Origin of the sequence: Olsenella uli, from assembly GCF_901212675.1 — a bacterium.
Classification (GTDB): domain Bacteria; phylum Actinomycetota; class Coriobacteriia; order Coriobacteriales; family Atopobiaceae; genus Parolsenella; species Parolsenella uli_B.
Map to the genome: position 1 here is coordinate 15324 of NZ_CAAKOQ010000027.1, position 6367 is coordinate 21690.

At 66.2% G+C, this 6367-nt stretch carries 7 protein-coding genes and 1 pseudogene (1 of these 8 running past the window's edge); 1 reads left to right on the forward strand and 7 read right to left on the reverse strand.

What is annotated here, in order from left to right; genetic code table 11:
- The 6 genes and pseudogenes from EFAMC1_RS03230 to infC all read right to left on the reverse strand — a co-directional run.
- Positions 1 to 247 (reverse strand): annotated as a pseudogene (locus EFAMC1_RS03230) (amino acid ABC transporter ATP-binding protein) (it extends 490 nt beyond the left edge of the window).
- A complete protein-coding gene (locus EFAMC1_RS03235; RefSeq protein ID WP_154052892.1) occupies positions 248 to 922 on the reverse strand; it encodes an amino acid ABC transporter permease in 675 nt (224 codons plus the stop codon). It lies immediately after the preceding pseudogene.
- A gap of 99 nt (positions 923 to 1021) precedes the next feature.
- The gene (locus tag EFAMC1_RS03240) at positions 1022 to 1852 is read right to left on the reverse strand and encodes a transporter substrate-binding domain-containing protein (RefSeq protein ID WP_154052893.1); all 831 of its coding nucleotides are present in this window, start codon (positions 1850 to 1852) and stop codon (positions 1022 to 1024) included.
- 183 nt (positions 1853 to 2035) lie between these two features.
- On the reverse strand, positions 2036 to 2401 hold the full coding sequence (gene rplT, locus EFAMC1_RS03245; RefSeq protein ID WP_154052894.1) for a 50S ribosomal protein L20: 366 nt from the start codon (positions 2399 to 2401) through the stop codon (positions 2036 to 2038).
- 51 nt (positions 2402 to 2452) lie between these two features.
- Positions 2453 to 2650: a 50S ribosomal protein L35 gene (gene rpmI / locus EFAMC1_RS03250; protein ID WP_154052895.1), complete on the reverse strand. Its 198-nt coding sequence runs from the start codon at positions 2648 to 2650 to the stop codon at positions 2453 to 2455.
- A gap of 1 nt (position 2651) precedes the next feature.
- A complete protein-coding gene (infC, locus tag EFAMC1_RS03255) occupies positions 2652 to 3230 on the reverse strand; it encodes a translation initiation factor IF-3 (protein ID WP_187324530.1) in 579 nt (192 codons plus the stop codon).
- Between the two features lie 552 nt (positions 3231 to 3782).
- On the opposite strand from infC, the gene EFAMC1_RS03260 reads away from it, so the two are divergent.
- Complete coding sequence (locus EFAMC1_RS03260; RefSeq protein ID WP_154052897.1) at positions 3783 to 4826, forward strand: RsmB/NOP family class I SAM-dependent RNA methyltransferase; 1044 nt, start codon at positions 3783 to 3785, stop codon at positions 4824 to 4826.
- A gap of 22 nt (positions 4827 to 4848) precedes the next feature.
- Here the strand turns inward: EFAMC1_RS03260 and EFAMC1_RS03265 are convergent, their stop codons facing one another.
- Positions 4849 to 5349 carry a CarD family transcriptional regulator gene (locus EFAMC1_RS03265; RefSeq protein WP_154052898.1) on the reverse strand — a complete coding sequence of 167 codons (501 nt, stop codon included), beginning with the start codon at positions 5347 to 5349 and terminating at the stop codon, positions 4849 to 4851.
- Between the last annotated feature and the right edge of the window lie 1018 nt (positions 5350 to 6367).

Consider the following 6367-nt stretch of genomic DNA (forward strand, 5'->3'; position numbering starts at 1 on the left):
TGTGGCGACGGATGCGGTCGACGTCGGCCTTGGGGCCGGTGATGGACTCGCCGTCGACGAGGATCTCGCCGGACGTGGCCTCCTCGAGGCGGTTGAGGCAGCGCAGGAAGGTGGACTTGCCCGAGCCCGAGGGGCCAATCATGCACACGACCTCGCCCGGCTTGATCTCCATGTCGATGCCGCGCAGCACGTGGTTCTCGCCAAAGTCCTTCTTGAGGCCCGTGACCTTGATCTTCGGTTCTGCCATTTACTTACGCATCCTTTTCTCGAGCTGGGAGGAGAGAATCATGAGCACGCTCGTGATCACGAGGAAGATCACGGCCACCCAGGTATAGGTGGCGAACGACGACATCGTGCGGCCCACGTAGACCTTCGCCTGGTTCATGATCTCGGGAAGTCCCAGGGCGTACATGATGGTGGAGTCCTTGAGCGTGATGATGCACTGGTTCACGAGGCTCGGCAGGCAGATGCGGATGGCCTGCGGCAGGATGATCTTCTGCATGGACTTGGCGTGGGAGACGCCGAGCGAGCGTGCAGCCTCCATCTGGCCCTTGTCGACCGACTGGATGGCCCCGCGGAAGATCTCTGAGAGGTAGGCGCCGGCGTTGAGGGTGAGCGTGATGACGGAGGCCGTCACGATGTCGATGCGGAAGTCCGGGTTGACCGTGGCCTGCACCACCTGTGGGACGGCAAGGTAGAGGTAGAAGCCCTGGACGAGCATCGGCGTGCCTCGGATGAGCCAGATGTAGAACTTGGCGATGCCGCGAAGCACCGGCACCTTGGAGATGTTGAGCAGGCACGTGAAGATGCCGAGGAACATGGCGATGACGAGCGAGATGACGGTCACGTACACCGTCATCTGCAGGCCATTGGAGAGAAGCGGCCATGCCTGCTCGAGCACGCCGAAAAGGTCTGCGTTCATAATCCACCTTACGCACAAGAGGGACGCGCGAGGTTGCCCTCGCGCGACCCTATGACTGATGCCACATGTGAGGTGCGGGCGAGCCGCCCGCCCGCCACGCTAGGCCTTGAGGTACTTGTTGACGATCTCGTCGTACTTGCCGGAGTCCTTGAGGCTCTTGAGACCCTTGTTGAAGGCCTCGATGAGCTCGGAGTTCTTGCCCTTCATGACGGCAAAGGCGTAGGGGCTCGCGAAATTGTCCTTGTCCTCGCCGATGATGGTGAAGCCGTTGCCCTGCGTGATGCCGTAGACCATGACCGGGTAGTCCTCGAAGCAGGCGGCGGAGTTACCGGCCTGGACGTCCTGGTACATCATGTCGGACTGGTCGAAGTAGGTGATGGTCAGGTTGTAGTCGCCCTTGATGGACTCGGCCCAGTCGGCGCTCTGGGTGCCGGTCTTGGCAGCGACCGTCTTGCCCTTGAGGTCGTCGAGGCTCTTGACGTCGCCACCGTCCTTGGCGGCCGCGCACACGTAGGACTCGTAGTACGGGTCGGAGAAGTCGTACTTCTTCTTGCGGGTGTCGGTGATGGACATGCCGGCAATCACGGCATCGGCCTGGTTGGACTCGAGGGCGGCCACGGCGGCGTCGAAGCCGAGGGACTGCAGGTCGTACTCGAAGCCCTCCTCGGAGGCGATGGCGGCGAGCAGGTCGACGTCGATGCCCACGAAGTTGTTGTCCTTGTCCGTGAATTCGAACGGGGCGAAGGTGGTGTCGGTGGCGACGATGTACTTCTTGCCGGAGCCGGAGGCCGTGGAGGCAGAGCCGGAGGCGGCAGACGTGGAGGCGGAGCCGTTGGAGCCGCCACCGCAGCCCACGAGGCCGAGGCCGAGGACGGCGGCGGAGCCGCCCATGAGGGCGAGGAACGAGCGACGAGACATGGACTTGGACATAGAAGGTACTCCCTTTGGTCGTGATGCCGGGCGTATGTGTTGGTCCCCATTGTGCGCGTGTCTCATTTCAGACAGATTACACACGCTTGACGCGTCGGTTCGGCGCCGGGTCGGCAGGGTGCAAAAAGCCCCGCCGGGCACGAGGCCAGGCGGGGCTGGGCAACGCCATGGGGAGAGCTGGCGCTACTCGGCGTCGGCGAGGGCCTTCTTGGCGACCTCGGCGAGCGCGGCGAACGCGGCCTCGTCCTCGTAGGCGATCTGCGAGAGGACCTTGCGGTCGAGCTCGACGCCGGCGAGCTTCAGGCCGTGCATGAACTTGGAGTAGCTCAGGTCGTTCATACGGGCGGCGGCGTTGATGCGCTGGATCCAGAGGCCGCGGATGTCGCGCTTCTTGTTGCGACGGTCACGGTACTGGTACTGGAGCGAGTGCTGGACCTGCTCCTTCATGCCGCGGAAGGTGCGGGAGGAGGTGCCGTAGTAGCCCTTGGAGAGCTCCTTCAGGGTGTTGCGCTTCTTGCGACCGGCAACGGCGCGCTTGACTCGTGCCATGTGAGATCAACTCCTAGTGAAAATGCGAACGATAGGTGGCGCGATACGCGCTTAGTGGTTGTTGAGGCGCGAGGACACGACCTTGCGGTCGGCCGCGGAGAGCTCGGTCTCCTTGCGGAAGCCACGGATGCGCTTCTGGCTCTTCTTGGTGAGGATGTGGCTCTTGAACGCCTTGGCGCGCATGATCTTGCCCGTGCCGGTGCGGCGGAAGCGCTTGGCCGTACCCTTGTGCGTCTTCATCTTAGGCATGCTAGTTCTCCTTCGTATCCTTCTCGTCGGCGGGCTCGTCCTTCTGGTCGAAGGCGCCCTTGATCGGCGCGACGAGCATGTGCATGTTGCGGCCCTCCATCTTGGGCTGGCTCTCGACCGTGGCGTACTGCTTGAGGTCGTCGGCCAGGCGCTCGAGGACGTTGAGACCCTGCTCGGGATGGGCCATCTCGCGACCGCGGAACATGATGGTCACCTTGACGCGCGCGCCCTTCTTGAGGAAGCGCATCACGTGGCCCTTCTTGGTCTCGTAGTCGCCGGTGTCGATCTTGGGACGGAACTTCATCTCCTTGATCTCGACCTTGGCCTGGTTCTTGCGAGCCTGCTTGGCCTTGATCGCCTGCTCGTACTTGAACTTGCCGTAGTCCATGACCTTGCAGACGGGCGGCTCCGCGTTGGGCGCGATCTCGACGAGGTCGAGGCCCTGCTCGGAGGCGATGCGGTGGGCGTCGCGCACGCCGAACAGGCCCAGCTGCGAGCCGTCGACGCCGATCAGGCGGCACGTGCGAGCGGTGATTTCCCCATTGATGCGGGGACCTTCGGACTTGGCTATCTTACACACCTTCCCTTCCCTGCGGCGCACCGGTCGGTGCCTCGCCGCATACAAGAAACCGGAGCTGCGCTTGGCACAGCTCCGGCAAGATTCAGGCGTGAGCCCCGGTGGGGGCGAGGTTCCCTTGTCTGACCAGACAGCTGCCCGTGGGCGCCGTTCAGGTGGGGCCGCGTGACGACCCGCTTTGCGCATGGCCGCTCGGCCACGCGATAGAGAAGTATGCCATCCGTGTAAGGGGAATGCAAGCGCGCGACGCTTCGACACGAAGCGTCCAAGTATCGGACGGTTGGGGCGGACGCAGGCCGGATGCGGGGTGGGCGGGCGCGGGACGGGTGGGCCGCGGGACGGGTGGGCGCGGGCTTGCGCGAGGGCTTCCTGGTGGGGCGCATCCCCCGTAGCGGCACATTCCCTGCAGCGGCGCATTCCCTAGTGGCGGCGCCCCCAACCCCGCAGGCGGTGCCTCTGCCGACCACAGGCGGCCCCTGTCGGTCGGCCGCCCCGTGCAGCGATTCCGGCGCGCAGGTAAAGTCAATCCAGAGATTCCACGAGACGGGAGGCCACATGGCGAGGGACCCACGCAGGGATGGGGGCAGGCGCGGCCAGGGCCGCGGGCTCCGGCACGAGGGCGCGCGCGGCGCTAGGCCGGCCACGCCCCAGAAGCCCCAGGAGCTCGACGGTGAGCTCGGGCTTCCGGCTCACCTCGTGGCCAGCGTGCGCACCGCCTACGGCGAGGAGGGCCTCGCGCGCGTCGCGGAGGGCTGGTCGGCCACGAGGGCGGTGACGCTGCGCGCGAACGCCCTGCGCGCGACGCGCGAGGAGGTTGCCGTCGCGCTGGACGACGCCCACATCGCCTGGGACGGCGTGCCCTGGTACGCCGACGCCTTCGTGCTCGCCGACGGCGTGCGCGAGCGCAGCGTCTGGGACCTCGACGCCTACGAGCAGGGCAAGCTCTACCTGCAAAGCCTCTCGTCCATGCTGCCGCCACTTGTGCTGGCACCGCGTCCAGGCGCGGACGTCCTCGACATGTGCGCCGCGCCCGGCGGCAAGACGAGCGAGATGTGCGCCCTCGCCCCGGGCGGGGCTGGCGAGCGGGCCGCCCGCGTCACGGCCTGCGAGCTCTCGCATCCCAGGGCCGAGCGCCTCGAGCACAACCTCGCCAAGCTCGGCGCCACCAACGTGCAGGTCATGCGCACCGATGCCCGCAGGCTCGACGAGTGGTTCTCGTTCGACCAGGTCCTGCTCGACGCCCCATGCACGGGCTCCGGCACGGCACACGCCCACGACGAGCACGCCGCACGCGCCCTCACGCCCGAGCTGGCCGCGCGCGTCGAGCGCTCGCAGGCCGCGCTTCTCGAGAAGGGCCTCCAGGTGCTCAAGCTCGGCGGCGAGCTCGTCTACTCCACGTGCTCGATCCTGCCGAGGGAGAACGAGGACATCGTCGAGGGCGCCCTCGCGCGCCATCCCGAGTGCGAGCTCGTGCCCGTCGGCCTTGCGGGGATTGAGAGGGTGCCCACGCTCCCCTGCCGCCTCGACGGGGCGCTCACCGTGTGCCCGAGCAGGCTCTACGAGGGGTTCTTCGTGGCAAAGCTGAGAAAGGTGGGCTAGCAGGCACCCAGCCAAGGCGGTGCTACTCGTCCGCAGCCACGTCGTGGCCGCGCTCGGCAAACATGCCCGCCACCTCGTCCGGCGTGGTGTCCAGCGCGCAGGCCAGCTCCTCGAGCGAGCGGCGGCGGGCCTCGCGCAGCACCCGGACAAGATAGGTGCTCGGCTTCTTGGAACGGCGCTCGGCCTCGGCGATGCGGCGGCGCATGGTCTTGACCACGCAGACCGAGTCGGGCACCCCACGCTTCACGAGCGCCTTGAAGTGCGCCTCCTCGATGCCGGAGTTGTGGTCTGAGAAGGCGTCGCAGGTGATGTCGTCATAGCCGTCGATGACTTCGAGCGCGCGCTCGCGGCTCACCGGGGCGTGGAGGTTTCGCTCGGCCTGGGAGGTTGGGTAGAGCAGGCGAGTGGTGCCGCGGCCAGACCCGGTCTCGAGCACGAGCATGGGCGTGGGGCCGTCCTTGACGCCGACGACCGTGCACAGGCCCTGGCCCGGGTGAATCACGCGCTGGCCGACAGCGAACATGGCAACCTCCAGGTGAGGCCCGCACCCCCGGCGGGCAACCGGCATGACCGGCTGAACTCAAGGATAGCACCTCGCGGAGGTGCCCAGATGCCTCCGTAACAACGTATCCGCAGGTAATCAGCTAAAGATGCCCATCCGGGCCCCTATTGCGGGCCAGATATGCAACCAGACGCATGACCCACCGGACGCCACGCCTGGGCCTGACCCCGGGCCAGGGCGTGGGCGGACAAATGAGTGGGCATCTGACCCCGGGCATGGTGACGGGCGGATGTGTCTGCAGACATGTGGGCTTGGGCCCGGACTTGGGCCCGGACTTGGGCCTGGGCTTGGGCTTGGGGTTGGGGTTCGGAGTGCCAAGTGAATCCGCTAACCTCCCGTCGGCAGTCGGTCGCGGCCACATGTGCGGTTTCGCCGGATTTGTGTGCCTGCACGCACGACCCCTTCTACCTCCGTGCGCTTTGAACGGATTTGAGCGTTCAAAGCCGTTCAAAGCGCACCCACCAAATCGGGGCCGATTGCGCGGGCACACAAATCCGTTCAAAGCGCACTAGACCTTTACGGCGTGCACCCACAGACAAGGATCGGTCCGCATGGATTGGTCCGCTGCACGGCCAGGACTACGGCGGCACACGCAACCAAGGAAGCAGGAAAGGGTGTTCCGCTTCCCTGCCGGCAGGGCACGCGGACCAGCAGACTGGATGGATTCGGCCTTTCGCTGGCGGCACGGGTGGCTAAGCAGACGGGGGCGGACACTCTTGTTCCTCGCTGGCAGCGCAGGTGGCCAAGCACGTGCGAAGGGCGAGGTTGGTACGGAGGTGGCACAGCCCCAGTTCAAGTACGGCATGCGAGGGCTCGCGGCCTTACCCGTGCGCACTCGCCGTGGTGCCGCGGGGGCACGTTTGCTATAATCTCAACGTCTTGGTGGGAAAACATCCTGCTAGAGGCACATGCCCGAGTGGTGGAATGGCAGACACGGGGGTCTCAAAAACCCCTGGGGGCAACCTCGTGCGAGTTCGAC